At 72.4% G+C, this 26,246-nt stretch carries 22 protein-coding genes; 13 read left to right on the forward strand and 9 right to left on the reverse strand.

The window, feature by feature from the left end; translation table 11 throughout:
- Positions 1-154: 154 nt before the first annotated feature.
- Both scy and mce read right to left on the reverse strand, forming a co-directional pair.
- Complete coding sequence (scy, locus tag ACIOHC_RS21975) at positions 155-3,982, reverse strand: polarized growth protein Scy (protein WP_365690074.1); 3,828 nt, start codon at positions 3,980-3,982, stop codon at positions 155-157.
- Positions 3,983-4,146: 164 nt separating this feature from the next.
- Positions 4,147-4,575, reverse strand: a complete 429-nt coding sequence (gene mce, locus ACIOHC_RS21980) for a methylmalonyl-CoA epimerase (RefSeq protein ID WP_351084960.1) — start codon at positions 4,573-4,575, stop codon at positions 4,147-4,149.
- Positions 4,576-4,710: 135 nt separating this feature from the next.
- Here mce and ACIOHC_RS21985 point away from each other — a divergent pair, with 135 nt between their 5' ends.
- The 4 genes from ACIOHC_RS21985 to ACIOHC_RS22000 all read left to right on the forward strand — a co-directional run bounded on the left by ACIOHC_RS21985 (position 4,711) and on the right by ACIOHC_RS22000 (position 11,993).
- Positions 4,711-5,910, forward strand: a complete 1,200-nt coding sequence (locus tag ACIOHC_RS21985; RefSeq protein ID WP_389636471.1) for an acetyl-CoA C-acetyltransferase — start codon at positions 4,711-4,713, stop codon at positions 5,908-5,910.
- Between the two features lie 73 nt (positions 5,911-5,983).
- Positions 5,984-6,940 carry a methylmalonyl Co-A mutase-associated GTPase MeaB gene (gene meaB, locus ACIOHC_RS21990; RefSeq protein WP_351084955.1) on the forward strand — a complete coding sequence of 319 codons (957 nt, stop codon included), beginning with the start codon at positions 5,984-5,986 and terminating at the stop codon, positions 6,938-6,940.
- Positions 6,941-7,192: 252 nt separating this feature from the next.
- On the forward strand, positions 7,193-9,664 hold the full coding sequence (locus ACIOHC_RS21995) for a protein kinase (RefSeq protein WP_401843615.1): 2,472 nt from the start codon (positions 7,193-7,195) through the stop codon (positions 9,662-9,664).
- Positions 9,665-9,695: 31 nt separating this feature from the next.
- Complete coding sequence (locus ACIOHC_RS22000; RefSeq protein ID WP_401843618.1) at positions 9,696-11,993, forward strand: protein kinase; 2,298 nt, start codon at positions 9,696-9,698, stop codon at positions 11,991-11,993.
- Positions 11,994-12,012: 19 nt separating this feature from the next.
- Here the strand turns inward: ACIOHC_RS22000 and ACIOHC_RS22005 are convergent, their stop codons facing one another.
- Entirely contained in the window at positions 12,013-12,639 is a 627-nt protein-coding gene (locus ACIOHC_RS22005; protein ID WP_351084949.1) for a PepSY domain-containing protein, read from the reverse strand.
- 120 nt (positions 12,640-12,759) lie between these two features.
- On the opposite strand from ACIOHC_RS22005, the gene ACIOHC_RS22010 reads away from it, so the two are divergent.
- Complete coding sequence (locus tag ACIOHC_RS22010) at positions 12,760-13,422, forward strand: response regulator transcription factor (RefSeq protein WP_351084947.1); 663 nt, start codon at positions 12,760-12,762, stop codon at positions 13,420-13,422.
- A complete protein-coding gene (locus tag ACIOHC_RS22015; RefSeq protein ID WP_401843620.1) occupies positions 13,419-14,867 on the forward strand; it encodes an ATP-binding protein in 1,449 nt (482 codons plus the stop codon). The genes ACIOHC_RS22010 and ACIOHC_RS22015 overlap by 4 nt, the downstream gene beginning before the upstream one ends.
- Before the next feature lie 134 nt (positions 14,868-15,001).
- Here ACIOHC_RS22015 and ACIOHC_RS22020 read toward each other — a convergent pair whose 3' ends face one another.
- From ACIOHC_RS22020 to ACIOHC_RS22035, 4 genes are all read right to left on the reverse strand, one after another.
- Positions 15,002-15,478, reverse strand: a complete 477-nt coding sequence (locus tag ACIOHC_RS22020) for a MarR family transcriptional regulator (RefSeq protein ID WP_351084943.1) — start codon at positions 15,476-15,478, stop codon at positions 15,002-15,004.
- A gap of 125 nt (positions 15,479-15,603) precedes the next feature.
- Positions 15,604-16,368, reverse strand: a complete 765-nt coding sequence (locus ACIOHC_RS22025) for an AIM24 family protein (RefSeq protein ID WP_351084941.1) — start codon at positions 16,366-16,368, stop codon at positions 15,604-15,606.
- Positions 16,365-17,015, reverse strand: a complete 651-nt coding sequence (locus tag ACIOHC_RS22030; protein ID WP_351084939.1) for an AIM24 family protein — start codon at positions 17,013-17,015, stop codon at positions 16,365-16,367. Before ACIOHC_RS22030 ends, ACIOHC_RS22025 begins: the two co-directional genes overlap by 4 nt.
- Entirely contained in the window at positions 17,015-17,647 is a 633-nt protein-coding gene (locus tag ACIOHC_RS22035; RefSeq protein WP_351084978.1) for an AIM24 family protein, read from the reverse strand. Before ACIOHC_RS22035 ends, ACIOHC_RS22030 begins: the two co-directional genes overlap by 1 nt.
- A gap of 351 nt (positions 17,648-17,998) precedes the next feature.
- Here ACIOHC_RS22035 and ACIOHC_RS22040 point away from each other — a divergent pair, with 351 nt between their 5' ends.
- Both ACIOHC_RS22040 and ACIOHC_RS22045 read left to right on the forward strand, forming a co-directional pair.
- Positions 17,999-18,349: a DUF3817 domain-containing protein gene (locus tag ACIOHC_RS22040; RefSeq protein WP_351084937.1), complete on the forward strand. Its 351-nt coding sequence runs from the start codon at positions 17,999-18,001 to the stop codon at positions 18,347-18,349.
- Complete coding sequence (locus ACIOHC_RS22045) at positions 18,346-18,639, forward strand: MTH1187 family thiamine-binding protein (RefSeq protein WP_014048385.1); 294 nt, start codon at positions 18,346-18,348, stop codon at positions 18,637-18,639. The genes ACIOHC_RS22040 and ACIOHC_RS22045 overlap by 4 nt, the downstream gene beginning before the upstream one ends.
- 93 nt (positions 18,640-18,732) lie before the next feature.
- On the opposite strand, the gene ACIOHC_RS22050 is transcribed toward ACIOHC_RS22045, so the two are convergent.
- Complete coding sequence (locus ACIOHC_RS22050; RefSeq protein ID WP_351084933.1) at positions 18,733-19,719, reverse strand: DUF5937 family protein; 987 nt, start codon at positions 19,717-19,719, stop codon at positions 18,733-18,735.
- Positions 19,720-19,791: 72 nt separating this feature from the next.
- On the opposite strand from ACIOHC_RS22050, the gene ACIOHC_RS22055 reads away from it, so the two are divergent.
- From ACIOHC_RS22055 to ACIOHC_RS22070, 4 genes are all read left to right on the forward strand, one after another.
- Positions 19,792-21,261 (forward strand): MFS transporter, encoded by a 1,470-nt coding sequence (locus tag ACIOHC_RS22055; RefSeq protein WP_351084931.1) that lies wholly within the window; start codon positions 19,792-19,794, stop codon positions 21,259-21,261.
- Between the two features lie 32 nt (positions 21,262-21,293).
- On the forward strand, positions 21,294-21,803 hold the full coding sequence (locus tag ACIOHC_RS22060; protein ID WP_327278025.1) for a MarR family transcriptional regulator: 510 nt from the start codon (positions 21,294-21,296) through the stop codon (positions 21,801-21,803).
- A gap of 76 nt (positions 21,804-21,879) precedes the next feature.
- Positions 21,880-22,212: a DUF3817 domain-containing protein gene (locus ACIOHC_RS22065; protein ID WP_351084929.1), complete on the forward strand. Its 333-nt coding sequence runs from the start codon at positions 21,880-21,882 to the stop codon at positions 22,210-22,212.
- A 272-nt stretch (positions 22,213-22,484) separates the two neighbouring features.
- Positions 22,485-24,185: a methylmalonyl-CoA mutase family protein gene (locus ACIOHC_RS22070; protein ID WP_351074725.1), complete on the forward strand. Its 1,701-nt coding sequence runs from the start codon at positions 22,485-22,487 to the stop codon at positions 24,183-24,185.
- Positions 24,186-24,306: 121 nt separating this feature from the next.
- Here the strand turns inward: ACIOHC_RS22070 and ACIOHC_RS22075 are convergent, their stop codons facing one another.
- Entirely contained in the window at positions 24,307-24,936 is a 630-nt protein-coding gene (locus ACIOHC_RS22075) for a TetR/AcrR family transcriptional regulator (RefSeq protein ID WP_365690060.1), read from the reverse strand.
- 318 nt (positions 24,937-25,254) lie between these two features.
- Here ACIOHC_RS22075 and ACIOHC_RS22080 point away from each other — a divergent pair, with 318 nt between their 5' ends.
- The gene (locus ACIOHC_RS22080) at positions 25,255-26,232 is read left to right on the forward strand and encodes a tetratricopeptide repeat protein (protein WP_401843624.1); all 978 of its coding nucleotides are present in this window, start codon (positions 25,255-25,257) and stop codon (positions 26,230-26,232) included.
- The last annotated feature ends 14 nt before the right edge of the window (positions 26,233-26,246 follow it).

Raw genomic sequence — 26,246 nt, forward strand, 5'->3', positions numbered from 1 at the left:
GTTAGGGGGAATCCTAGGGGCCCGGACGGCGTGTCATCGAGTGGATGCCCGTTTGATCTGGAGAATGACACCCCTTTTGAGTGGCTGACCCCCGCAACTCTTGCCACTCTCGGGGTTGAACGTCCTTGACGAAGCACGGCAGATGACAGGACGACTACCCCTCGGACGACTTGCCACTCGAACGAGTACCGGCCGCGGCCCCGGCTTTGACGCCACCCGCGGCGCCGTTGCCCGAGCCCTTGCCGCCCGTCGGCGTCTCGAACGACTCCAACGCCTCCAGTACGTCCTGGACTCGGGAGATCTCGGTGTTGATGTCCTCGCGCCGACGCACCAGCAGATCGAGCTCGCGCTTGCCCTCGTCGACCGTGCGCTTCGCCTCCGCCTCGGCGTCGGCCCGCAGCTTCTCGGCCTCGCGGACCAGCGTGGCCTTCTTCTGCTCGGCCTCCTTCAGCAGTGACTCGGCCCGCTTCACGGCCGCGATCCGGACCTTGCTCGCCTCCGAATTCGCGTCCGCCAGCAGCTCCTTGGCCTTGGCCGCCGCCTCGTCGCGCTGCTCGGTCGCCGCCTTCATCAGGTTGTCGACGCGCTCGCCCGCCGTCTTCATCTGCTCGGAGGTCTCCCGCCGGGCCCGGTCGTGCAGCTCCTCGATCTCGCCCTCGATCCGGGTCCTGAGCTCCTCGGCCCGTTCCCGGATGGCCGTGGCGTCCCGGCGCGCGCCGACCAGCAACTCGTCCGCGTCCGTACGGGCGCGCTCCACCAGGGAGTTGCCCTCGACGGTCGCCTCCGAGGTGATCCGCACGGCCTCCTTGCGGGCCGCGCCGACCATCGTGTCGGCCTGCTCCTCGGCCTCGGTGGCAGCGCGCAGCGCCTCCTCCTGGGCCTTGTTGACGAGCTGGTCGGCCTGCTCGGCGGCATCGGCACGGCGCTTCGCCGCGGCCTCCCGCGCCTCGTCGAGCAGCCGGTCCGCCTCCTGACGGGCCTCGGCCAGCATCTGCTCGGCCGCCGCCTCCGCCTCGGCACGCACCCGTTCCGACTCCTCGCGGGTACGGGCCGCGTGCTCCTGCGCCGAACCGACGGTGGCCGCCGCCTCCGCGCGCATCCGCTCGGCGTCGTCCGCGGCCTCGTCCGCCACCCGGGCCGCCTGCTGCTTCGCCTTCTCGACGAGCTGGTCGGCCTGCTGCGTCGACTCCGTGCGGATCCGCTCGGCCTCGCTCGTCGCCTCGCCCACCAGCCGGTCGGCCTGGGCCGCCGCGTCGGAACGCATCCGGTTGGCGTCCTCGCGCGCCTCGGCCCGGCTGCGCGCCGCGTCCTGCTCGGCCGAGGCCAGTGCGTCGGACGCCTCGGTGCGCATCCGCTGGCTGTACTCCGCGGTGTCCGCGCGCAGCCGCTCCGACTCGCTGATCGCGTCGGCGACGGTCCGCTCGGCCATCGCCTTCGCGGCCTCGGACTCCTCCTGCGCCTCCCGGCGGACCCGGGCCGCGTCCTCGCCGGCCCGCTCCCGCTCCGCGTGCGCGTCGGCGCGGACCCGGTCCGCCTCCTCCTGCGCCTCGGACTTCGTCCGCTCCGCGACGTGCTCGGCGGCGGAGCGCAGCCCGGCGATCTCCTCCTCGGCCTGCTCCTGCAGCCCGCTGACCGAATCCCGTACCTGCTGGGCGGTCTGCTCGGCCGTGGAGACCAGCTCCGTCGCCCGGCCGTCCGCCTCCTCGACCAGGCGCTGCGCCTCGGCCTGCGCCTCCTCGACCCGCTTGCGGGCGGAGGCGAGGAGCTCCTCGCTCTGTTCGCGGGCGCGCTCGCGCTCCTGGTTCGCCTCGGTGCGTGCTCCGTCGAGGGTCTCCTCGGCCTCCCGGCGGCGGCGGTTGGCCTCCTCCTGGGCGGCGGCCAATGCCTCGGCGGCCTCCGCGCCCACGCGCTCCGCGGCCGCGGCGGCCTCGGACCGCACCCGGTCGGCGCTCTCCTGCGCCTCGGACTTGAGCCGCTCCGCCTCGGCGGCCGCCTCGCCGCGCAGCCGTACGGCGGTGGACTCGCCCTCCGCCCGCGACTGCGACGCGTCCGCCGCGGCCTCGTCGCGCAGCCGCTCCGCCTCGGTCTCGGCCTGCTCCCGCAGCGCCCGCAGCCGCTCCGCGGCCTCCGCGCGCAGCCGCTCGGACTCCTCGTTCGTCTCACGCCGGATGCGCTCCGCCTCGGCGCGCGCGTCGGTGAGCGTCTGCTCGGCGGTGGTGACCCTGCTCTCGGCCTCGGTATGCAGCCGGGTCAGTTCCTCGGCCGCCTCCGCCTGCCGGGCCGCGACCGCACGCTCGGTCTCCTCGCGCAGCTCCTCGGCGGCCTGCTCGGCCCCGGCGGTGGTGGACCGGGCCTGCTCCTCGGACTCGCTGCGCAGCTGCTCGGCCTCGGCACGGGCGCGTTCCAGCGCCTCCTCGGCCTGCTTGCGCAGCGCGCCCGCCCGCTCGGCCGCCTCGTTGCGGACCCGCTCGCTCTCGGTGGACGCGGCGCCGCGCAGCTCTTCCGCGTCCGTCTTCGCCTTGGACAGCAGCTCCTCGGCGGACTTCGCGCCCTCCTCGATCTGCTGCACGGCCTCGCGACGGGCCTCGCCGCGGATCCGCTCGCCCTCGGCGACGGCCTCGGAGCGCAGCTGCTCGGCCTCGCCGCGCAGCCTGCGCGCCTCCTCCTGCAGCTCGACCGTCTTGGCCCGGTACTCCTTGGTGTCGTCCTTGGCCGCGCCCTTGAGCTGATCGGCCTGCTCGGCGGCCTCGCCGCGCAGCCGGTCCGCCTCGGCCTCCGCCTCACGGCGGATCCGGTCGGCCTCCTCGCTCGCCGCGCCGGTGGTGGACTTCGCGTCCTCGGACGCCTTGGTCAGCACCTCCTCGGCGGCCCTGGCGGCCTTGGCGAGCTGAGCCGCGGCGTCCTCGGCGGCAGCCGTGCGGGCCTTCTCGGCCGCCTCGGACTTCAGCCGGTCCGCCTCGGCGCGGGCATCGGCGAGCGCCTGCTCGGCCTCCGCCTTGAGGTTCTCGGTGTCCTTGGTGGCCTCGCCGACCAGCCGGGCGATCTCCGACTTGGCGGTACGGGTGCGCTGCTCGTTCTGCGACTCGGCGGCGGCCAGCCGCTTGGCGGCAGCCTCCTTCGCCTCGGCGGTGACCTTCTCGGCCTCCAGCCGGGCCTCCCGCAGCCGGGTCTCGGCCTCCTGCATGCGCTGCTCGGCGGCCCGGTTCAGCTCGGCGGTCTGCTGCCGGGTCTGCTCGGTCTCGGCCGTCGTCGACGAACGCAGCCGCTCGGCGTGGCTGGTGGCCTCCTGCGCCTGGCTGGAGGCGGCGCTCAGCAACCGCTCGGCGTCCTTGCGGGCGCGCAGCAGGATCGACTCCGCCTCGGCACGGGCGGACTCCGCCTCGGAGCCCAGCCGCTGCCGGGTCTCGTCGGCCAGCCGGCTTGCCTCGGCGCGCGCGGCCGTCAGGGACTGCTCGGCCTCGGCCCTGGACTCCTCCAGCAGCCGGCGCGCCTGGGACTCCGTCCGGGCCCTGAGCTGCTCGGCCCAGGCGACGTTCTCGTTGACATGGGACTCGACGGTCTGGCGGCGCTCGGCCAGCTCCTGGTCGAGCTGCTGGCGCCGCTGCACGGCCTCGTTGTGCAGCTCGGCCTGGAGCCGCGCCTGGTGCTCGGCGTGCTCCTGCAGGATCCGCTGCGTCTGCGCACGGGCGTCGCGGAGCTCCCGCTCGGCGTCGGTCCGCAGCTGCTCGGCCTGGATCTGGGCATTACGGAGCAGCTGTTCGGCCTGGTAGCCGATGTCCGCGCTGTCGTAGGCGGGACGGGTCGCGAGATTGCGCCGAGCCTCGTGCAGCTTGGCGCGCAAGACCTCGACCTGGTAACCGAGGTCCTCGGCGTGCTGGACGGCCTTCTCCCGGTCGGTCTTCAGCCGGTCCATCTCGGCCTCGAACCGCGAGAGATGGTCGTCTTCAGCTCGGTGGCTCTCCTGGCGTTCGTAGCCCCGCACTGCGCGGTCCCATCCGTCCCCTGGTCGCAACTCTCCAACGAGTACCGTTCGCCGGCGAACGGTCCCCCGGGGAATGGTGACAGATCAACGGCTGGGGACGCGGCGCGGCCCCGACCCGGCCCCGGCCCGGAACGGCCCACTCTACCGGGCCGGGTATCCGGAGGTCAGTGCTCAGCTGCGGACGTGACCAGTTCGGTCAGGACGCCGTGGCAGTCCTTGGGGTGCAGAAAGGTGATACGTGACCCCATGGACCCGGTCCTGGGCTCGTCGTAGAGCACCCTGACCCCCTTCTCCCGGATGTCCGCCGCGTCGGCGTCGACGTCGGCGGTGCCGAAGGCGATGTGATGGACGCCCTCCCCGTTCTTCGCCAGCCACTTGCCCACGGCCGAGTCCTCCCGCGTCGGCTCCAGGAGCTGGAGGTAGGAAGCGCCGCCGTCGGACGTATCGTTGATCTTGAGCATGGCCTCCCGCACGCCCTGCTCCTCGTTGATCTCGGAATGGAACACCTCGAACCCGTAGGTCGAGCGGTAGAACTCGACGGTCGCGTCGAGGTCGGAACAGGCGATCCCGATGTGGTCGATTCGCGTCAGCATGCAACCAGTGCAGCGCTCCGCCGATGGTTACGCAACGTGCGCGCGATCACACCCGCTGCCGGATGACGGGTGAGGTACCGCTCAGTACATTCATGTAAACCCTCGTTCACTCCTCATCCCAAGGGGCTGCCCCTCATGTCAGGAACGACAGGTACCACCTCAGTGATCGTCGCGGGCGCGCGTACGCCCATGGGCCGCCTCCTGGGCTCGCTGAAGAGCTTCTCCGGGGCCGACCTCGGCGGTATCGCCATCAAGGCCGCGCTGGACCGGGCCGGTATCGGCGGCGACCAGGTCGAGTACGTGATCATGGGCCAGGTGCTGCAGGCCGGTGCGGGCCAGATCCCGGCCCGCCAGGCCGCGGTCAAGGCGGGCATTCCGATGAACGTCCCCGCGCTCACCGTCAACAAGGTGTGTCTGTCCGGGCTCGACGCGATCGCGCTCGCCGACCAGTTGATCCGTGCGGGTGAGTTCGACGTCGTCGTCGCCGGCGGCCAGGAGTCCATGACGAACGCCCCGCACCTGCTCCCGAAGTCCCGTGAGGGCTACAAGTACGGCGCGATCGAGATGCTCGACTCCATGGCGTACGACGGTCTGACCGACGCCTACGAGAACATCCCGATGGGTGAGTCCACCGAGAACCACAACACCCGCCTGGGCCTGTCCCGCGCCGATCAGGACGAGATCGGCGCCCTCTCCCACCAGCGCGCCGCCGCCGCCCAGAAGAACGGGCTCTTCGAGGCCGAGATCACCCCGGTCGAGATTCCGCAGCGCAAGGGCGACCCGGTCCTCTTCTCCAAGGACGAGGGCATCCGCCCGGAGACGACCGCGGAGTCCCTCGGCAAGCTGCGCCCGGCCTTCACCAAGGACGGCACGATCACCGCGGGCACCTCCTCGCAGATCTCCGACGGAGCCGCCGCGGTCGTCGTCATGAGCAAGGCCAAGGCCGAGGAGCTGGGCCTGGACTGGATCGCCGAGATCGGCGCCCACGGCAATGTGGCGGGCCCGGACAACTCGCTCCAGTCGCAGCCGTCCAACGCCATCAAGCACGCCCTGAAGAAGGACGGCCTGGAGGTGGCGGACCTCGACCTCATCGAGATCAACGAGGCGTTCGCGGCGGTCGCCGTCCAGTCGATGAAGGACCTCGGCGTCACCCCGGACAAGGTGAACGTCAACGGTGGCGCCATCGCACTGGGTCACCCGATCGGCATGTCCGGTGCCCGGGTGGTGCTGCACCTGGCGCTGGAGCTGAAGCGGCGCGGCGGCGGCACCGGTGCGGCGGCACTGTGCGGCGGCGGCGGGCAGGGCGACGCGCTGATCATCCGCGTCCCCAAGTAGGCAGGAACGGCCGCGGCAGGCCGTACGTAGTACGTAGTGCACGTGGAACACGCAGCGAGCGAACGGAGCGGTGATGGTGGACGTCCCCACCCTGGTCGAGCAGGCCCGTGCGGGCAGGCCGCGGGCCGTGGCCCGGCTCATCTCCCTGGTGGAGGGGGCGTCGCCGCAGCTGCGCGAGGTGATGGCGGCCCTGGCGCCGCTGACGGGCAACGCCTATGTCGTCGGCCTCACCGGTTCACCGGGTGTCGGCAAGTCGACATCGACGTCGGCTCTGGTCTCCGCCTACCGCAGGGCGGGCAAGCGGGTCGGTGTCCTGGCCGTCGACCCGTCCTCCCCGTTCTCCGGCGGGGCGCTCCTCGGTGACCGGGTCCGGATGTCGGAGCACGCCTCCGACCCCGGCGTCTACATCCGCTCGATGGCGACGCGCGGGCATCTGGGCGGCCTGGCCTGGTCGGCACCGCAGGCGATCCGGGTACTGGACGCGGCGGGCTGCGAGGTCGTCCTGGTGGAGACGGTCGGTGTCGGTCAGTCGGAGGTGGAGATCGCCTCGCAGGCCGACACCTCCGTCGTCCTGCTGGCGCCCGGCATGGGTGACGGCATCCAGGCGGCGAAGGCCGGAATCCTGGAGATCGGCGACGTGTACGTCGTCAACAAGGCCGACCGGGACGGCGCGGACGCCACCGCGCGCGAACTCAACCACATGCTGGGCCTCGGTGAGTCCCGGGGGCCCGGCGACTGGCGGCCGCCGATCGTGAAGACGGTCGCCGCCCGGGGCGAGGGCATCGACGAGGTCGTCGAGGCCCTGGAGAAGCACCGGGCGTGGATGGAGGAGCACGGGGTGCTCGCCGAGCGGCGCACGGCGCGTGCGGCCCGCGAGGTCGAGACGATCGCCGTCACCCGCCTGCGCGAGCGGATCGGTGATCTGCACGGCGACCGCCACATCGGCGCACTCGCCGAACGCATCGTGGCGGGGAGCCTCGACCCGTACGCGGCGGCGGACGAACTGGTGGCGGGACTCACCGAGGCCTGACGGCGGCGACCGGGCGGTTCCGGGGGCGGCGTGCGGGCCGCCTCCCGGACCGCCCGGACGCGTGCGCCCGCTGCCGCGGAACCGGGGCGTCACTCCTCCCCGCCCTCCGCCATCGACGTATCGGCAGGTGTGGTCCCGGCGTGCGCGTTCCGTTACGGCCGGCGCTGCAGCTCACGTGTCCGTGGCAGGATTGCGGCCGGATGCGCGCACGGGGTGTCAGCGTTCCATGCGTACCGACGGGGGGAGTGGCGCATGCTGGGTCCGCTGCGGGAGGACTCGCCCGGACGGATCGGGCCCTACGCGATACGGGCCCGGCTCGGCGCGGGCGGCATGGGGGAGGTCTTCCTCGGCTCCCCGGAGGGCGGCGGCGACCCGGTCGCCGTCAAGACGGTCCGCCGTGACGTGGCCCGGGACCCCGGCTTCCGCGACCGCTTCCGCCGCGAGATCACCGTCGCCCGGTCCGTCGACGGCCCCCATCTGGCCCCGCTCCTCGACGGGGACGCGGACGCCGAGGTGCCCTGGCTCGCCACCGGATACGTGGCCGGACCGACCCTGTCCGCCGCCGTGCGCGGGGCGGGCGCGATGGACGAGGCCGAGGTGCGGATGCTCGGCGCCGGGCTCGCCCGCGCGTTGACGGCCGTCCACGCGGCCGGGATCGTCCACCGCGATGTGAAGCCCGGCAACGTGATGCTCGCCGCGGACGGGCCGCGCCTCATCGACTTCGGGATCGCCCGCGACGCCGGTGCCACCCCGCTCACCACCACCGGCCGCATGGTCGGCAGCCCCGCCTTCATGTCCCCGGAACACGTGGCGGGCAGCGGACGCGTCGTCCCCACGTCCGACGTGTTCTCTCTCGCGTCCGTGCTCTGCTACGCCGTCACCGGACGCGACCCCTTCGGGGACGGCCCCGTCGCGGCCGTGCTCTACCGGGTCAAGTACGTCGAGGCCGATCTGGACGGGGTGCCCGAGGCGCTGCGTGCCGTGCTGGCGGACTGTCTGACCGTCGACCCCGCCGCCCGCCCCACCGCCGCGGAACTCACCCGGCGGCTCGCCCCCGGCGCGGCCGGGCGGTGGCCGAAGGAGGTGGCGCGGCACATCGCCGAGCACGAGCGCGAACTGGACCGGGTCGTCGCGCTGGACGGCCCGCTGCTGCCGGGCTACACACCGACCGAGGTGGCCGCCGGGCGTCACGTCGAACCCCACCAACTGCCCACTCAGGGAACCGACTTCACTCCGGGCCTGCACATCGCCCCCACCCAGGGCCCCGTCCTCGCCCGGCCCCCGCGCCGCTCCCGGCGCGCCCTGGGGGCGGCCCTCGCCGCGCTGATCCTGCTGGGGGCGGCCACCGGGGGCATTCTGGCCTGGCGCAACAACCACCGCACCCCCGACGCGGCTTCCCCCCGAGGCGGTTCGTCCACGCCTGCCCGGATCGTGGCGGGCGTGGACGAGAACGGCGGCCCGGACGGCTCGGGCACGGTCCCGTACGGCCGAGACGTCCGCCCGACGGGGTGGTCGAAGCCGTGGAAGGGCAGGTTCAGCGGATCCCCGGTCGGCTGCTCCGCGGGTCGCGACGTCGTGGTCTGCCGGAAGACGGACGGCACGTACGAGGCGCTGTCGGCGGCGGACGGTCACCGGCTGTGGACGCTGGACGCGGGGGAGACCACCCGCTCGGCGGGCTGGGGACCCCGGGGCCAGTTCTTCATGCCGGCCGGGGCCACCCGTCCCACCGTGTACGACGACACCGTCCTGCTCGCCGCGGGCGACCGGCTGCAGTCGCTGGACGCCCGTACCGGGACGGTCCGCTGGACAGCCCGGTCCGGCGGGGCGCACGACCTGGACAGTGCGCCACTCGTCGTCGGCGACATGGTCTTCGCCTCCACCACACCGACGCCCGGGGGTGCGGCCCTCGCCGCGTACGACCTGAGGACCGGCGCCGAGCAATGGCGCAAGCCGCTGGCCCCCCAGGCCGTCTCCAACGCCCAGCAGGGCAACTTCTGGCCGGTCGCCACCGATGGCGAGGCGGTGTACGCGGTCGGTGAGGACGCGCCGAAGGCGTTCCGGCCGAAGGACGGCACGCTGCTGGGCACCGCCGGCGGCGAGGCCGTGCAGGAGGCCGTCGAGCGCAACACGGGCTGCGGGGGCCTGCGGGTACGTGACGGATCCGCCTTCTGTGCGACGTACGTCTCCAGCGGCGACCCTTCGGGCTCCGGCGACGACATGCACCTGCTGCGGTTCTCGGCGGGGACCCTCAAGACGCTGGGCCGGGTCCCGGTGGACCCCGCGCTCGTCGCCGAGGCGACGCTCACCGCGCTCGACGACCGGGTGATCACATTCCGCAGGAGCGGCGAAGGGGTGCCCGACGAGCTCGTCGTCGTGAGCCGTGACGGGGGCCGGACCCTCGGCAGGTTCCCGCTCGGCGGGAAACAGGCGCGAGGCATGAGCAACCCGGTGTCCGACCCGCTGATCGTCGAGAACACGCTGGTCTGGGCCGACAGCACGGCCTTGTACACGGTCCCGATCCGCCGGGACGGCACCTTGGGGTCCCTGGCGCGGACCCGGATTCCCGGCGCCCCGGGCCCGAGCCGGACACCGACGTACGACTCCGTCACCGAGGGCGTCGACCTGGAGCAGGAACTGCTCGACCCGCAGGTGCTGCCGGTCGGCGGCGTCGTCCATGTCGTGTACGACGACGGCACCGCCGTCTCCGTACCGCTGCCCAAGTGAACCGTCCGACGATCTGCGGAGGAGCCGCGCGGTGATCGAGCCGCTTCCACCCGGCCGGGCCCGGCTGATCGGCCCGTACCAGCTTCTCGGACTGCTGGGCGCGGGCGGCATGGGCGAGGTGTACCTGGCCCGGCCGGCCGGTGCGCGGGACCCGCTCGGCGGGCTGGTCGCGCTGAAGACCGTACGCCCGGATCTCGATCTGGACGACGGCTTCCGGATCCGCTTCCGCCGCGAGATCGACGCGGCGGGTGCCGTCCGCAGTCCGCACACCGCGGCCCTCGTCGGCGGCGACGCGACCGGCCGGCTGCCCTGGCTGGCGACGGAGTACGTCCCGGGCCCCTCGCTCGCCGAGGCGGTGACCCGCGGCGGACCGCTGCCCGAGCAGCTGGTGCGCGAGATGGGCGCGGGTCTCGCCCGCGCGCTCGCCGACATGCACGCCGTACGCGTCCTGCACCGCGACCTCAAGCCGGGGAACGTGCTGCTCGGCGCCGACGGTCCGAAGGTGATCGACTTCGGGATCGCCCAGGCCTTCGACGCCACCCGGCTGACCCGGACGGGTGTCGTGGTGGGCAGCCCCGGCTACATCTCACCCGAGCACGTCAACGGCTCACGCGCGCTCGTACCGGCGTCCGACGTGTTCTGCCTCGGCGCGGTGCTCGCCTTCGCGGCGACCGGCCGGGGGCCCTTCGACGACTCCGACATGGCGGCCGTCATCTTCCGGATCTCCCGAGGAGAATCCGAACTGTCCGGCGTGCCACCGCGGTTGCGAGCGGTGATCGCGGCATGCCTGCGTACGGACGCCGAGGCCAGACCGACCCCTCGGCAGCTCGTCGGCATGCTGCTGCCGCAGGGCGGTCCGGCGGCCGGAACATTCCCCTGGACGGAAGCGGTACGGGGTCAGCTCGCCGCGCACGCGGCCGGGGCCCGTGCCTGCGCGGAGGCGGCCGCGCCGTCGGCCGCCGCACCGGCGGTGCCGTTCCACTCCCCGGGCCCCGTCGGGCCCGCCCTGGCACCGACGCCCGTCGTGCCCGTGGCGGTACCGGGTGACGGACGGGGGAACAGGGGGCTGTGGATCGGGCTCGCGGCAGCGGCCACGGCGGTGTGCGCGGTGCTGGGGACGGTACTGCTGCCGGGTCTCTTCGGCGGCGGTGGCGGCGACGACGGCGCGGGCGGAACCGGCGGTGGAGGCGCGGGGCCGACCGTCTCCGCCTCCGAGGCGGCGCGGACCGCGGCGGGGCCCGCTGTCGTTCCCGGCGCGGACACGGGTCACACCGGCGATTTCGGGACAGCCGCCGCCGATGCCTCCACCAGACCCGCGGGCTGGCAGCCCTGGCACGTCAGGATCGCGGCCGGCCGGGTGCGGTGCCTGCTCGCGGACACCTCCCTGGTCTGCGGCGGCCCGGAGCGCATCACGGTGCTGGACGCCGCGAACGGCAAGCGGCGCTGGCAGACCCGGCCGGGGAGGGCGGGCAGCGGACCCGCCTCGGTGGCCGCGGTGATCGGTACCACCGTGTACGCCTTCGAGGACGGCGCACTGGTCGCGCTGGACCTTGCCGACGGCGCCGAGAAGTGGCGGGATCCGCAGGCCGGCGGCGCACGGGTGGCCGACTCCCTCCAGTCCGGCGGCGTCCTCTACTACGCCACGAAGTCCGCGGGCACCGGTACCGGCCGGATCGTCGCCCATCGGCTCACCGGCACGCACGCCCGCCTGTGGGAGAAGCCGTGGGACGACCCGGCCGCCGAAGCGGAACTGGCCTTCGCCGACGGCCGGCTGGTCGTGGCCGGCGACGGCATCACCGTCCTGAAAGGCGCGGACGGCGCCGGGCTGGGGGCTGTCGCGGCAGGCGACGTGACCTGCCGCACGCCGGTTCTGAAGGGGGCGCAGCTGCTCTGCTCGGGCCCGGACGGACTGACGGTCGTCGAGGTGACGGCCCCGCACAACCGCCGGACGATCGCCGATGGTCTCGACGTCGCCTACCGGCCCGCCGTCACCCGGGACGGCACGGTCGTGGTGAGCACCCGGCACCGGGTGTACGCGTTCGGGCTCGCCGACGGACGGCAGATCTGGGCGACGCCCGATGCGGTCGACTACTCGGGCGCGCCGGTCGTCGTCGGCGACCGCGCCTGCCTCGTCACCCCCGACTATCTGGAGTCCTACGACTTGGCCCCCGAGGGGCAGGACGGCCCGGTCAACACCAAGCGATATGACGGCTGGCCGGAACAGCGCGCCCCCGAGGCGGACCCCCGGGCCGTCTCCCTTCTGGTGAAGGGAGACGTGGTGTTCGTGGGCCTGGACGAGGGCACCGTCCTCTCCGGGTACGCGCCCTGACGACCCCCGTGGAGCGGGATCAGTCGTCGTGGCCGTCCCGCTCGTCGTCCCCGTGGTCCTCGTCCCGGCCGTGGTCGTCGTCCGCCCGGTCCGCCGTCACCTTGCCCGTCCTCGCGTCGACGTTCAGCTCGTGCTGCTTGCCGTCCTCGCCCCGGACGTCGACCTCCCAGTGCAGCGCCCCGTCGCCTTGGTCGTCCCCGCCGTCCAGGTCGACCGACGCCACCGTCCCGGGCGTCGCCTTCAGCGCGGCGCCGACCGCCGCGTTCAGCGAGACGGGGGCCGAACGGGGGGCCCGCCGGTCATGGTCGTCGTCCTTGTCGTCGGAGACGTGCCGGCCGAGCACCTTGCCGTTGCCCGCGTCCACCGTCACGTCGTGCCAGGCCTTGTCGGAGCCGTACACGTCGAGCTCCCAGACCGGCCCGCCGTCCTCGTCGTCCAGTTCGGCCTCGGTGACCGTGCCCGGGACGGCCCCGACGGCGGCCGCGACCGCGTCCCCGACAGCGACGCGGGCGATGCCGCCGCTCGCCGCGCTGCTCCTGGCCCCGCGGTCGTGGCCGTCGTCGTCCGCGAAGGCGACGGCCGTGGCGGCTGTGCCGCCGACGAGCACGGCGGCGGTGACGGCGGCGATGACGATCTTGCGCTTCATGAGGGTTCCTCCCCGGATCGGGTGGCCGGTTACGACGTGGTCCACACTGCCGGGGTGATGCTGAACGCAGCCTGAAGCCGCCTGAAGCCGTCTTCAGGTTCGGTTTGCGACCCTGTGCGTATGCGCCTGTTGATCGTGGAGGACGAGAAGCGGCTGGCGATGTCCCTGGCCGGGGGGCTCACCGCCGAGGGCTTCGCCGTGGACGTCGTGCACGACGGTCTCGAAGGGCTGCACCGGGCCGCCGAAGGGGCGTACGACCTCGTCGTCCTCGACATCATGCTGCCCGGGATGAACGGCTACCGGGTCTGCGCCGCCCTGCGGGCCGCCGGCCACGAGATGCCGATCCTGATGCTGACGGCGAAGGACGGGGAGTACGACGAGGCGGAGGGCCTGGACACCGGGGCCGACGACTACCTGACCAAGCCCTTCTCGTACGTCGTCCTGGTGGCCAGGATCCGGGCGCTGCTGCGCCGCCGGGGCGGCGGTTGCGCCTCGCCGGTGGTCACCGTCGGCGCCCTGCGCATGGACACCGCCGCCCGCCGCGTCCACCTCGGCACGGCCGAGATCACCCTCACCGCCAAGGAGTTCGCGGTGCTGGAGCAGCTCGCGCTGCGGCCCGGACACGTGGTCAGCAAGGCGGACATCCTGGAACACGTCTGGGACTTCGCCTACGACGGCGACCCGAACATCGTCGAGGTGTACGTCAGCGCGCTGCGGCGCAAGCTCGGCGCGCCCGCCATCCGCACGGTGCGCGGCGCCGGATACCGGCTGGAGGCGCTGTGAGGTCGGTACGGGCCAGGGCCGCGCTCGGTGCCACCGTGGTCGTCGCCCTCGCTCTCGTCGGCGCCGGGCTCGCCGTACTCCTCGTGCTGCGGGCCAACCTCACCGACCAGGCCGGTCTGCAGGCCGAGGTGGTGGCCCGTGAAGTGGCCGGGCAGTTGGCCCTCGATGTGCCGTACGACCGGCTGGAGATGCGCGCGGAGGAGGACCATCCGGTCCAGGTGACCGACGAGGACGGGCGCGTGGTGGCCGTCTCCAAGGACCTGCAGGCGATCTCCGGCACCGGTACGGGGCAGGTCGCTCCGGCCCCGTCACCGGCCGCGGGGATCTCCACCGGTTCCGACGACGACGGCGACGACGACGAAAGCGACGACGGGCGGCACAGCGCCCCCGGCCGGGGCGAAGTCGACTCCGCAGAACCGGACTTCGGCAACGGCACCGCGACCGTCGACGGCGAGACCGCCGACTACCGCTTCGCCACCGTCCGGGCGACCACCTCCGCCGGGGTGACCCTGACCGTCCACGCGGGCGCCCCGCTGGCCGCCGAGCAGGAGGCGGTGGGCAGCGTGCGCGGCGCGATGCTGATCGGGCTGCCGGTGCTGCTGCTCGTCGTCGCCGGGGTGACCTGGCTGGTGACCCGGCGGGCGCTGCGTCCGGTCGAGGGCATCCGGCGCGAGATGGCCGTGATCACGGCGTCCGAGGACCTGAGCCGGCGGGTGCCGGAGCCCGGTTCCGGTGACGAGATCGCCCGGCTGGCCCGTACCACCAACGAGACCCTGACGGCACTGGAGGCGTCGGTGGACCGGCAGCGGCGCTTCGTGGCCGACGCCTCGCACGAACTGCGCAGCCCGATCGCCTCGTTGCGTACCCAGTTGGAGGTGGGCGCCGCGCATCCGGAGCTGCTGGACGTACCGGGCGCGGTCGCCGACACCGTACGACTGCAGGCGCTGGCGGCCGATCTGCTGCTGCTGGCCCGGCTGGACGCGGGGGAGCGGCCGGGACGCACCACGCTGGACCTGGGCGCGCTCGCCCACGAGGAGGTCTCGCAGCGCACGGGCGACCGGATTGCGGCGGCGGTGTCGGTGCCCGAATCCGGTGGGTTCGAAGTGACCGGGTCCCGTGGGCAGTTGGCGCGGGTGATCGGCAATCTGCTGGACAACGCCGAACGTCACGCGGAGCGCGCGGTGTCGATCTCGGTACGCGTGGAACGCGGTGGCGTCGTCGTCGCGGTCACCGACGACGGGGCGGGGGTCCCGCCGGACGAGCGCGAGCGGATCTTCGAGCGTTTCGTACGACTCGACGACGCCCGCACGCGGGACGAGGGCGGCGCCGGTCTGGGCCTCGCCATCGCCCGCGACGTCGCGTCCCGGCACGGGGGCCGGCTGACGGTGGAGGGCGTGCGGGAGGGCGGTGCACGGTTCGAGCTGTGGCTGCCGAGCGCCGGCTGAACGCCGTCTCGTGGCGGTTCATGTCCCGAGCGGCGCGCGGCCACCGTTTCGCCGCGGGTCACCTTCCGGGCAGCGCGGGGCCGCCTCGTCGCCGTCTCGTTCCGAGTCGTGCGAGACCGCCGCCCCGCCGTGCGTCACACCTTGCCGCGTCGCCCCCGCAGATGATCGGCGACCGGTGTCAGCGCCGCGTGCAGGTTCGCCAGCGACTCCGGCGTCAAGAGGTCCATGAAGTGTTTGCGTACCGACGCCACGTGGTGCGGAGCCACCTTCCGCATCGTCTCGGCGCCGTCCTCGGTGAGGACCGCGTACAGACCGCGCCGGTCGGACTCGCAGTTCTCCCTGCGGACCAGGCCGGCGTTCTCCATACGCGTGATCTGGTGCGAGAGCCTGCTCTTGGACTGCAGCGTCGCGGCGGCGAGGTCGCTCATCCGCATGCGCTGGTCGTCCGACTCCGAGAGGTTGACCAGGATCTCGTAGTCGTTGTTGGTCAGGCCGAACGGCTGGAGGTCCTTCTCCAGTTGGTGCATCAGCAGCCTGCTGACGTCCAGGTGGGTGCGCCAGGCGCACTGCTCCGCGTCGTTCAGCCAGCGGGTGGCCGTCTCGGTCTCCATATATGGATTCTACCTAAGAAGTTGAAAGCCGGACGAAGTGGGAGAGTGTGACGCCCGGCACCCGCTCGGAGCCGGGCTCGGGTGCGAGGTGCAGACGTTCGACGTCACACTCCGCAGACTACCGTTCACCAACCGAAGCGACGCTGGAGGTCCCCGAGCTGACCGGCCGGACGGTGCGAGGAGCCGGGTTGACCCGGAAGGCCGGGCACCCCGGCCTGTGCCGGTGTCGCCCCCGTCGGCCGCTCGGGCATCAGCGCCTCGGTCGACTGGAGCAGCACCGTACCCGCGCCGACGAACTCGAACTGGTGCTCCTCGCCGGAGGTGCCGCCGAACCCCGTCATCGACCGCAGCCCGCCCAGCACGCCCGTCATGTAGCCGTGGTCGTAGTGGTGGCACGGCGAGGGGCAGTCCGCCCAGCCCACCAGGGCCTGCGGGTCGACCCGCAGCGGCGGCTCCATGAAGACCACCGGGCCGTTGGAGGCCGCCACGAACTTCCCGGTGCCGATCAGGGTCAGAAAGCCCGGCACGATCGACTGCTTGAGAGCCAGCGTCGGCTGGTACGCCAGCAGGTTGCCGGACCGGATCGTCAGGTTTCCGTCGTCCAGGTCGTACGAGTTCACGTCGAAGGCGCGGTCCGCGAGCAGCATCTTGCCGCTGCCCTCGGCCACCACCCAGTCGCTCGCGTGCAGCGGCGAGTGGAAGCTCGTACGGAGCAGCCGCTCGAAGCGGCCATGGCCGATGCCGTCGAACTCGATGTGCCCGTAGTAGGCGATCATCTTGCCCTTCTGCAGGAACCACTGGCTCCCCTTGAGTTCCACGCAGAAGGTGTACGCGTTGACGTTGTCGTCCGACGGCAGTGTCATCGGGTCGAAGACCACGGGCGTGCTCACAGCTTCTCCTCCGAGGCCTGGACGTACACCGCGCCACTGCCGCTCAGCTCCAGCTGGAACGCCTCGCCGGAGCCGCGCCCCACCATGTCGCGCCAACCGAGCGCGGTGGAGAGCTTGTTGCGCACGTCGCCGTGGTGCGCGACATACGCCTGCGGGTCCACGTGCACCTCGCGGCCCGGGGTGATCGGCAGCTCGATCACCCCACCGTGCGCCATCACGGCGACCGCGCCATGCCCCTGGAGAGTGGTGGTGAACAGCCCCTGCCCGGTCACCTGGCCCCGCACCATGCCCATCACCCCGCCCTGCGAACCCATGAACATGGTGCCCTGCCGGAGCGTCCCGTCGAAGGCGAGCAGCCGGTCGGCCTCCACATGGAGGGTGTCGCCGGACAGGTTGATCACCTGGATGTGGTGGCCGCCGTGGCCGAACATCACCGTGCCGTTGCCCTCCACCGTCATCAGCGGGGTCGCCTCGTTGGCCACCCGACGGCCGATCATCGACATCACGCCGCCCTGGCCGCCCTGGATGTTCGGCGTGAACGAGACCTCGCCGCGACAGGCCAGCATCGCTCCGCGCTGGCTGTACATCTTCTGGCCGGGAAGCACGGTCGCCTCGACCATCTTCGAATTGATCTCACGGAACGGCATCAGACATCGCCCCCGATGGTGTTCCGCTCGCTCGGCTGGACGTAGACGACGCCCTCGCCCTCGAACCGGATCTGGAAGGACTCCCCGGAGCCCTCGCCGATCAGCGTCCGGAAGTTCACCCCCGACTGGAAGTGCTGCTGGAGGCTGCCCTGGTGGGCGATGTAGGCGCCGGGGTCGACGAACAGCGGGTACTGGGCCGAGACCCGCAGCGCCACCGCCGAGCCGTCCGACATGATCGCCACCTGGCCGGTGCCCTCGACGGTGGTGGTGAACAGGCCGTTGCCCGTCGCTCCGCCGCGCAGGCCGGTGAAGGTGGTGCCGGTGCGCAGCCCGGCCTCGGTGCACAGCAGATTACTCGCCTCGACGAAGAGCTTGTCGCCGCGCAGCGAGACGAGGCTGATCTCGCTCGCGCGGTCGGCGAAGTAGCAGGTGCCCTGCCCCTTCACCTCCATCACGGACATCTGTTCGCCGGTCAGCCGACGGGTCACCATGCCGCGCAGGCCGTCACCGCCGCCGGTCATCTTCTTGAACGTCATCCGGCCGTCGTACGCGACCATCGAACCGTTCTTCGCCTTGACGGCGTCGCCGGTCAGGTCGACGGCGAGCGTTCTGCTGCCTTGGAGTCGGAACATTGCCACGGAGCCGACGGTAGCGGCCGGGCACCGGCCGGGACAGGGTCGCAGGGCGGAACCGGCGCCCTGAACCGCCCCTGATACGCATCCGGTACGGGACCCGGACGTGATCGGGACGTATCCCGTACGGAGCGACGACGGACCGGGACGCGGCCCGGCGATGAGCGACGGGGAGCGGCGGTGGCCCCATGGTCCGGACGCGACGGCGGCCCCTCGCCCGGACGCGACGGCGGAACGTGACCGGAGACATACGGCCCCCGGCGCCGAGTTCCGCCCGTGCCGATGCCACAATGGGGTGCGCTTGTGCCTCCATTCACAAGCTGTCACGACCCTCCCACCGAAGGTGCCCTCGTGGACATCAAGACCGCTACCGCCCTGCACCGGCTGCGCCTCATCTCGATTCCCGAGGCGCTCTCCTTCCCCGCGCTGATCATCTTCGGCTCGATCCTCAGCCGGGTCTCCGACATCGACTTCCTGATGATGCCGCTCGGCATCCTGCACGGCGTGCTCTTCGTGATCTACGCCGTCCTGCTCCTCGACGTCTGGTCCAAGACCAAGTGGCCGCTGAAGCGCGTCGCGTTCTTCTTCCTCCTCGCGCTGCTGCCGTTCGGCGGCCTGTACGGCGACAAGGTGCTCAAGCGCTACGAGGCCGACGGTGTCATCGCCGCCCGCGCCCGCCGGGAAGGCGTGGTCAGCGCATGATCGTCGCGTTCTCGGTCAGCCCGCTGGGCGTCGGTGAGGATGTCGGCGAGTACGTCGCCGACGCCGTCCGGGTCGTGCGGGAGTCCGGGCTGCCCAACCGTACGGACGCCATGTTCACCTCCGTCGAGGGCGAGTGGGACGAGGTCATGGACGTCGTCAAGCGGGCCGTCGCCGCCGTCGAGGCCCGTGCCGGACGCGTCTCCCTGGTCCTGAAGGCCGATATCCGCCCCGGTGTCACCGACGGCCTGACGTCCAAGGTCGAGACCGTCGAGCGGTACCTGGCGGACTGAGAACCCGTCCGCCCGTTCCGCGCCCCGACGAGCCCCCGCGCCACCCGGCCGGGGGCTCGTCCCGTTCCCGCGCACTGCACCGGTGTGCGGTGCTCAGGGAGCTCCCGCCGCCATCGCGATGCCCAGCGGTGTGCGTTCGTACAGCACCTGGTGGCCGTACCGGCGCGAGGTGAGGAGGCCCGCGGCGCGCAGTACCGACAGATGCTCCGACACCGACGAGGGCGCGAGGGAGAGCCGGTGTGCCAGCGTCGTCGTCCCGGCGGGTTCGTCGAGCGCGCACAGGATGTCGGCCCTGGCCCGTCCGAGCAGCCGGGCCAGCACGTCCGGGGTGTGGTCCGCGGACTCCGTCCACAGCCCGCCGATACCGCGCGCCGGGTAGATCACGGCCGGCTGCCAGGGCGGCTCGTACCCGCCGACCACCTCCGGCCAGACGAAGACGCTGGGCATCAGGACCAGCCCTTCGCCGCCGAGCACCCGGGAATGGTCGCCGCGTGTGCCGGTGACCGTGAGCGTCGAACCGGTCCAGCGCAGCTGCGGACTCAGCTCGCCGAGCAGCCGCTCGAAGCCGAGTTCGGCGAGGCGCCGTGAGTGGTAGGCGATGTCGGCCTCCAGCAGGGCACGCAGACGCGGCCAGTGCGGCTCGACCATCACCCGCCAGGCCTGTTCCAGCAGATCGGTCAGCTCCCGGACCGTCCGCGCGGGATCGGCCATCATCCGCCGCGCGGCGGGCGAACCGAGGCCGCCGGGCATGCCGGCGAGGGCCTGTGCCATGTCGTCCCGGGCCACCAGCGGATCGACCGCGCGGACGGCGGCGATCTCCTCCTCGAAGGTGGCCAGGGGGCCGAGCGGGGGCGGGCAGATGAAGTCGGGGTTGTGCCCGCCGTCGGGCATCAGCCGCCACAGCGGCGTGAGGTCCAGTCCGGCGGCGGCCTCGCCGATCCGGCGCAGCCAGGGCAGGTGGTAACCGTGCCGGCCCGGCCGGTCGAGCGTGCGTACCGCCTCCTGCGTCTCCCAGAGCGGGGAGAGCGCGAAGCGGCAGCGGAGCAGGTCGCTCTCGTCGAAGTGGAGATGGAACGGCACACAGGCTCCGGCAGGATTCGGTGTCAGCCGAAAGTCTACGGGCGGGCCGCACCGTTCGGCCAGGCTGCGTCCATGCCGAACGACGACCGTACGCAGGCGGGCACACCCCGCACCGCCCCCGCCCCCGACGCGCCGTTCCCGGTATGCGCCCCGGAGCCCCGCGACCCGCACGACCCGAGCAGCGGACAGGGACTTCGGGGCGGGGCCGACGGCGACGGCGGGCCTCCCGGCGCGGCCGGAGCAGCCGGTGCCGACGTCCCCGGCGGCGCGCCCGGCCCCGGTGCCGCGGCCGACGGCGGAGCGGGACCGGGTACGGAGGGCGGCTACCGGGCCGTGTTCCGGGTGCGGGAGTTCCGGGCGGTGTTCGCGGCGCACCTGCTCTCGCTGCTGGGCGTGGTCGTCAGCGAACTAGCCCTCACCGTCCTCGTCTACGACCTCACCGGCTCGCCGCTGCTCTCCGCCCTCACCTTCGCGCTGGGCTTCCTCCCCTACCTCGTCGGCGGCACGCTCTTCGCCGGGGTCGCCGACCGCTGTCCCGCACGCCGCGTCCTCGTCGTCTGCGATCTGGTCTGCGCCTGCTGCGTCGCCGTCATGGTGCTGCCGGGCACCCCCGTCGGAGGGCTCCTCGCGCTGCGGTGCGCCGTGGCGGCGGTCGCGCCCGTGTTCACCGGGACGCGGACCGCCGCGCTCACCGACATCCTCGGCGAGGGCGACCTCTACGTCCTGGGCCGTTCGCTGCTGCGGATCGTCTCGCAGAGCGCCCTGCTCGCCGGATTCGGCGCCGGCGGGGTGCTGCTGGCGGCGCTGTCGCCGCGCGGCGCGATCACGGTCACCGTCGGCACGTTCTGCTGCTCGGCGCTGCTGCTCCGCTTCGGCACCCGCGCCAGGCCCGCCCGCCTCGCCGAGGCGGGGGAGAGCGGCGGCGGACGGCTGGTGAGCGACTCCCTCGCCGGAGCCCGGAGCGTCTTCGCCGACCGCGGGATCCGGGCGCTGCTGCTGCTCTTCTGGGTGCCCGCCTTCTTCGTGGTCGCGCCGGAGGCCCTGGCCGCCCCCTACGCCGACGCGGTCGGCCTGGGGCCCGCGGCGCTGGGCCTGCTGATGTGCGCGATGGCCGTCGGACACATCGGGGCGGAGCTCTGGGCGGGGTCCGCCCTCGGCCCCCGTACCCGCTCCAGGATCGTGCTGCCCACGGCCGCTCTCGGGTTGCTTCCCCTGGCGCTGTACGCCACCCGGCCCGGCATGCCGCTCACCATCGTCGCCCTGGTGCTGGCCGGGGCAGGGGGCGCGTACATCATCGGGCTCGACCAGTGGTTCGTCGACGCGGTGCCGGAGGTGCTGCGGGGCAGGGCGATGACCCTGCTCACCGCCGGACTGATGACGGTCCAGGGGCTCGGCATGGCCCTCGCGGGGCTGGCCGCGGAGTTCTTCCCGGTCCACCAGGTGGTCGCCGCCTCCGGGGTGATCGGCACCCTGTGCACGCTGCTGGTCGTCCGGGAGGTCCGGAGAACGGGAGTCCGGTACCGAAGTTCGAGACGGGGCTGACCAGCATATGACCAGTGGGTAAGGTCGATGCCGTGCCGAAGCCGCTCAGTCTCCCCTTCGATCCCATCGCCCGCGCCGACGAACTCTGGCAGCAGCGCTGGGGACCGGTGCCCTCGATGGGGGCGATCACCTCGATCATGCGCGCGCAGCAGATCCTGCTCGCCGAGGTCGACGCGGTCGTCAAGCCGTACGGCCTGACCTTCGCGCGGTACGAGGCTCTGGTGCTGCTCACCTTCTCCAAGGCCGGTGAGCTGCCGATGTCCAAGATCGGTGAGCGGCTCATGGTCCACCCCACCTCCGTCACGAACACGGTGGACCGGCTGGTGCGCTCGGGTCTGGTCGCCAAGCGCCCCAACCCGAACGACGGCCGCGGGACCCTCGCCTCCATCACCGACAAGGGCCGTGAGGTCGTCGAGGCGGCGACCAAGGACCTGGTCGACATGGAGTTCGGGCTAGGGGTGTACGACGCCGAGGAGTGCGCGGAGATCTTCGCCATGCTGCGGCCGCTGCGCATCGCGGCCCACGACTTCGAGGAGTCGTAGGAACAGGCGCAGGAAGACATTCCGAGGGCCCGGCCCGCTGCAAGATCGCCCCGGGCGTCCGGTTACGCTCGATGCCATGAAACGCAGTGTGCTGACCCGGTACCGGGTGATGGCCTACGTCACCGCAGTCATGTTGCTGGTGCTCTGCACCTGCATGGTCTTCAAGTACGGCTTCGACATGGGCAAGGACCTGACGCTCGTCGTCTCCCAGATCCATGGCGTGCTGTACATCATCTACCTGATCTTCGCCTTCGATCTGGGCTCCAAGGCGAAGATGCCGGTGGGCAAGCTGCTCTGGGTGCTGATCTCCGGCACCATCCCGACGGCCGCGTTCTTCGTCGAGCGCAAGGTCGTCCGCGAGATCGAGCCGCTGGTCGCCGACGCTTCCCCCGTGACCGTCAAGGCCTGAGAGCCTGTCGGGTGACCTCGGACCGGGCGGTCGCGCCCTGGCACGCACGCTTCCCGGGTTGTCGTCGGTCGCCGACGCTCCGCGTCGACTCCCTCCTGCGCCTTGGAATCGCACGCACCGGACCGCGTCCGCCAGCCGGTCCGAGGTCACCCGACAGGCTCTGAGCCGCGGGCCGGGCTCCCGGCCGCGCCGCACCACCCGAACCGCCCCGTGCAAAGCGCCGGGCGGTTTGCCATCGACATTTACTAGGACGTCCTAGTAAATTCGATGGTATGGACGCTGACGCGATCGAGGAGGGCCGCCGCCGCTGGCAGGCCCGTTACGACAAGGCCCGCAAGCGTGACGCGGACTTCACCACGCTCTCCGGAGACCCCGTGGAGCCCGTGTACGGCCCCCGCCCGGGGGACACGTACGAGGGATTCGAGCGGATCGGCTGGCCCGGCGAGTACCCCTTCACCCGGGGGCTCCACCCGACCGGCTACCGCGGCCGGACCTGGACCATCCGCCAGTTCGCCGGCTTCGGCAACGCCGAGCAGACCAACGAGCGCTACAAGATGATCCTCGCCGCGGGCGGCGGCGGGCTCAGCGTCGCCTTCGACATGCCGACGCTGATGGGCCGCGACTCCGACGACCCCCGCTCGCTCGGCGAGGTCGGGCACTGCGGTGTGGCCATCGACTCCGCCGCCGACATGGAGGTCCTCTTCAAGGACATCCCGCTCGGCGACGTCACGACGTCCATGACGATCAGCGGACCCGCCGTCCCCGTCTTCTGCATGTACCTGGTCGCCGCCGAGCGCCAGGGCGTCGACCCGGGTGTGCTCAACGGCACGCTCCAGACCGACATCTTCAAGGAGTACATCGCGCAGAAGGAGTGGCTCTTCCAGCCCGAGCCCCATCTGCGCCTCATCGGTGACCTGATGGAGCACTGCGCCCGCGACATCCCCGCGTACAAGCCGCTCTCCGTCTCCGGTTACCACATCCGCGAGGCCGGGGCGACGGCCGCGCAGGAGCTCGCGTACACGCTCGCCGACGGCTTCGGCTACGTGGAGCTCGGCCTCTCCCGCGGGCTGGACGTCGACACCTTCGCGCCCGGCCTCTCCTTCTTCTTCGACGCGCACCTCGACTTCTTCGAGGAGATCGCCAAGTTCCGCGCGGCCCGCCGGATCTGGGCCCGCTGGATGAAGGAGACGTACGGCGCCAGGACCGACAAGGCGCAGTGGCTCCGCTTCCACACCCAGACCGCCGGTGTCTCGCTCACCGCCCAGCAGCCGTACAACAACGTCGTACGGACGGCGGTCGAGGCACTCTCCGCGGTCCTGGGCGGCACCAACTCGCTGCACACCAACGCCCTCGACGAGACGCTCGCGCTCCCCTCCGAGCAGGCCGCCGAGATCGCGCTGCGCACCCAGCAGGTGCTGATGGAGGAGACCGGCGTCGCCAACGTGGCCGACCCGCTGGGCGGTTCCTGGTACGTGGAGCAGCTCACCGACCGGATCGAGGCCGACGCCGAGAAGATCTTCGACCAGATCAAGGAGCGCGGCACCCGGGCCCACCCGGACGGGCAGCACCCCGTCGGGCCCATCACCTCCGGCATCCTGCGCGGCATCGAGGACGGCTGGTTCACCGGCGAGATCGCCGAGTCCGCGTTCCGGTACCAGCAGTCGCTGGAGAAGGGCGACAAGCGCGTCGTCGGCGTCAACGTCCACCACGGCTCGGTCACCGGAGACCTGGAGATCCTGCGGGTCAGCCACGAGGTGGAGCGCGAGCAGGTCCGGGTGCTCGGCGGCCGCAAGGACGCCCGTGACGACGCCCGGGTGAAGTCGGCGCTGGACGCGATGCTGGCGTCCGCCCGCGACGGCTCCAACATGATCGGCCCGATGCTCGACGCGGTACGGGCCGAGGCGACGCTCGGTGAGATCTGCGGGGTCCTGCGCGAGGAGTGGGGCACCTACACGGAGCCGCCCGGCTTCTGACGGGCGGGCGGCGGCGATCGGTGTCGCCTCCGGGCGGGCGAGTGCGGTCGCGAGGCCCGTACCGCCTCCGGAGGCGGTACGGGAGCGTCACCGTGCCCGGCCCCGTCGCGGCCCGCCCGGCTCACGCCGAGGCCGCCGCGCCCAGCCCTGCGAGCAGCAGTACGGTGAAGCGCCGGGCCCAGTCCGCGTCGACGGGCTCGGCGCTCACCAGGGTCCGGTGCACGACCGCGCCGGCGATCACATCGAAGATCAGATCGGCGGTCGTCGCCGCCACGGCCTCGTCCTGTTCGACGGGCAACTCCCCGCGTTCCTGGGCCCGTTGGCGTCCCTGGAGCACCAGCCGCTTCTGCCGGTCCACGATCGAGTCGCGGATCCGGGCCCGCAGGGCCTCGTCACGGGTCGACTCCGCGACCACCGCCATCAGCGCCGTCCGGGTCTCCGGCCGCTCCAGCAGAGCGGCGAACTGCAGAACCACCGCCTGCACATCGGCCGACAGGCTGCCCAGGTCGGGTAGTTCCAACTCGTCGAACAGGACTGCGACGGCGTCGACGACCAGCTCGTTCTTGCCCGCCCACCGCCGGTACAGCGTCGTCTTCGCGACTCCGGCCCGCGTCGCCACGTCGCCCATCGTCAGCTTCGACCAGCCGAGGTCGACCAGGGAGGCTCTGGTCGCCTCCAGGATCGCTTCATCGGCCGCGGCGCTGCGCGGACGCCCCGTTCGAACGGGTTTGGGGTGGCCGTGGCTCAGCATGCCGCGACCATACCGGTCAGTAAGTAGAACCGACCGGCCTCGTTCACCGTGAGACAGATCACCGAACACGCTTGTGCGCGAGGCGTGCCCGGCAGTTACGCTACGGGTCGTAGCGTAAGGACGACGGTCGTGCCGTCGTGACGCCACGACCGAACGACAGCCACAGGCACCGGGTGGGGACCCGGCGCCGGAACGGGCCATTCAGGGGCCCTCGGGCCGTGTCTGTCCGTGCGCCCCGCACTCCGGTGGGGACCCGCGGACGGGTGCGGTTCCCGGATCGCTTTCCGTATCGGTGCGCCGAGGGGGGAGGATGTACGTATGCAGCCTAGGAACATGTCCATGAGCGGCGTCGTCGACCTCGCCGCGGTGAAGGCGGCCGGCGAGGCCAAGGTGAAGGCGGAGCAGGCCCGTGCCGAGGCCGCCCGGCAGGGTGGTGGCGGTGCCGTGTCGCCGTCCGCCCTGGTGATCGACGTCGATGAAGCGGGCTTCGAGAGCGATGTCCTGCAGCGCTCCGCCGAGGTCCCGGTCGTCATCGACTTCTGGGCCGAGTGGTGCGAACCGTGCAAGCAGCTGGGCCCGCTCCTGGAGCGTCTGGCCCGTGAGTACAACGGCCGCTTCGTGCTGGCCAAGGTCGATGTCGACGCCAACCAGATGCTGATGCAGCAGTTCGGCATCCAGGGCATCCCGGCGGTCTTCGCCGTCGTCGCCGGACAGGCCCTCCCGCTCTTCCAGGGCGCGGCCCCCGAGGCCCAGATCCGGCAGACGCTCGACCAATTGATCCAGGTCGGCGAGGAGCGGTTCGGTCTCACCGGGATCGTGGTCGACCAGGACGCCGCCGTCGAGGGAGCCGACCAGGCTCCGGCCGAAGCGCCCGCAGGGCCGTACGACGCCCTGCTCGAAGCGGCCGTACAGGCCCTGGATGCCAGCGACTTCGCCGGTGCCGTCCGGGCGTACAAGAACGTCCTGTCCGAGGACCCGGCCAACACGGAGGCCAAGCTCGGTCTCGCCCAGGCCGAACTGCTCGCCCGGGTCAAGGACGTGGACCCGCAGCAGGTCCGCAAGGACGCCGCGGACAACCCCGCCGATGTCGCGGCACAGCTCGCGGCCGCCGACCTGGACCTCGTCGGCGGGCACGTCGAGGACGCCTTCGGCCGGCTCGTCGAGACGGTGCGCCGTCACTTCGGCGACGAGCGGGACACGGCGCGGCTGCGGCTGCTGGAGCTGTTCGAGGTGATCGGCCCCGACGATCCGCGGGTCGGCGCCGCGCGCACGGCGCTGGCGCGGGTCTTGTTCTGATGTGACAACGCGGC

It is taken from the genome of Streptomyces sp. NPDC088252 (genome assembly GCF_044740965.1).
GTDB lineage: Bacteria > Actinomycetota > Actinomycetes > Streptomycetales > Streptomycetaceae > Streptomyces.

What these genes read in the sequence shown, in the direction of transcription:
- mce (WP_351084960.1), bottom strand. Translation starts at nt 4,575, where the DNA reads ATGCTGACGCGAATCGACCACATCGGGATCGCCTGTTCCGACCTCGAC.
- ACIOHC_RS22020 (WP_351084943.1), bottom strand. Translation starts at nt 15,478, where the DNA reads ATGGAGACCGAGACGGCCACCCGCTGGCTGAACGACGCGGAGCAGTGC.
- ACIOHC_RS22075 (WP_365690060.1), bottom strand. Translation starts at nt 24,936, where the DNA reads ATGCTGAGCCACGGCCACCCCAAACCCGTTCGAACGGGGCGTCCGCGC.
- ACIOHC_RS21985 (WP_389636471.1), top strand. Translation starts at nt 4,711, where the DNA reads ATGTCAGGAACGACAGGTACCACCTCAGTGATCGTCGCGGGCGCGCGT.
- ACIOHC_RS22030 (WP_351084939.1), bottom strand. Translation starts at nt 17,015, where the DNA reads ATGCCGTTCCGTGAGATCAATTCGAAGATGGTCGAGGCGACCGTGCTT.
- ACIOHC_RS22065 (WP_351084929.1), top strand. Translation starts at nt 21,880, where the DNA reads ATGAAACGCAGTGTGCTGACCCGGTACCGGGTGATGGCCTACGTCACC.
- ACIOHC_RS22055 (WP_351084931.1), top strand. Translation starts at nt 19,792, where the DNA reads ATGCCGAACGACGACCGTACGCAGGCGGGCACACCCCGCACCGCCCCC.
- ACIOHC_RS22080 (WP_401843624.1), top strand. Translation starts at nt 25,255, where the DNA reads ATGCAGCCTAGGAACATGTCCATGAGCGGCGTCGTCGACCTCGCCGCG.
- ACIOHC_RS22010 (WP_351084947.1), top strand. Translation starts at nt 12,760, where the DNA reads ATGCGCCTGTTGATCGTGGAGGACGAGAAGCGGCTGGCGATGTCCCTG.
- ACIOHC_RS22035 (WP_351084978.1), bottom strand. Translation starts at nt 17,647, where the DNA reads ATGTTCCGACTCCAAGGCAGCAGAACGCTCGCCGTCGACCTGACCGGC.
- ACIOHC_RS22045 (WP_014048385.1), top strand. Translation starts at nt 18,346, where the DNA reads ATGATCGTCGCGTTCTCGGTCAGCCCGCTGGGCGTCGGTGAGGATGTC.
- ACIOHC_RS22005 (WP_351084949.1), bottom strand. Translation starts at nt 12,639, where the DNA reads ATGAAGCGCAAGATCGTCATCGCCGCCGTCACCGCCGCCGTGCTCGTC.
- ACIOHC_RS22070 (WP_351074725.1), top strand. Translation starts at nt 22,485, where the DNA reads ATGGACGCTGACGCGATCGAGGAGGGCCGCCGCCGCTGGCAGGCCCGT.
- meaB (WP_351084955.1), top strand. Translation starts at nt 5,984, where the DNA reads ATGGTGGACGTCCCCACCCTGGTCGAGCAGGCCCGTGCGGGCAGGCCG.
- ACIOHC_RS21995 (WP_401843615.1), top strand. Translation starts at nt 7,193, where the DNA reads ATGCTGGGTCCGCTGCGGGAGGACTCGCCCGGACGGATCGGGCCCTAC.